The organism is Enterobacter sp. SECR19-1250 (genome assembly GCF_013391025.1).
Taxonomy (GTDB): domain Bacteria; phylum Pseudomonadota; class Gammaproteobacteria; order Enterobacterales; family Enterobacteriaceae; genus Enterobacter; species Enterobacter cloacae.
Window position 1 is genome coordinate 1 of sequence record NZ_JACASJ010000295.1, and the last position, 762, is coordinate 762.

The 762-nt window shown below is 50.3% G+C and carries 1 protein-coding gene; it reads right to left on the reverse strand.

All coding sequences use genetic code 11. The annotated features are described in order from the left end of the window. Positions 1–71 precede the first annotated feature (71 nt). Positions 72–563, reverse strand: a complete 492-nt coding sequence (locus HX884_RS26685; protein WP_178329054.1) for a hypothetical protein — start codon at positions 561–563, stop codon at positions 72–74. Between the last annotated feature and the right edge of the window lie 199 nt (positions 564–762).

Below are 762 nucleotides of genomic sequence, written 5' to 3' on the forward strand. Positions count from 1 at the left end.
TGGCAGCAAAGTGCGCCGGGGAACTGAACTGTTCCAGCAGATAGCATTCCAGCGGATGAAGTATTGCCATTTTATTTCGTCCTAAACACAGAACCATTATCGTCACGTTTTAACAGCGTCCAGCAGACTCGCTGCGGCGAATCGTTGGCACCGGTCAGATAAGGCAGCGCCTGCCCCTGTCCGACAGAAACGTATTTCATCTCGCTACCGGTAAACACCGACCAGTCGCCGGAATGAGGACTCAACTCTCCCGACCAGGCGCTGATATATTCGCCTTCACGGGTAATATAGTCTTTTTCCCGTTCCGGCCAGTTGTATAACTCGTCCGGTGTTTTATTGGGGAAAAAACCTTCCGGCGGCACGTCCAGATATTCACCTTCCATCCGACGGATTAACGTCCAGCCAGTTTCTGCCCAGCGGGTTTCATCCCAGTTATAATCACGCTTTCCTGTTTTTTCATCCACCCATTCACTGCGTTTTACTCCCTGCCGACAGGTGGGTGGGTTACCGTATTTTACCCCGGGATAAAGCAACTGGGCGGGTGCCTGTTCGACATCCGGCAAATAAATCCCGGTAATAACAGGACGTTCGCCTTTCTCAACCCGAACGCTTAAATCCAGTTCATAACGCGGTATACGCTTTGGAAGTTCAGCAAGCTGATATAAATCACCCTGAAAATATGTTAAATCTCCCTCACTCCACTTCCCGCTAAGGAAGGTGCGAATAAGCGGGGAAATTCTTCTCGGCTGACTCAGTCATTTC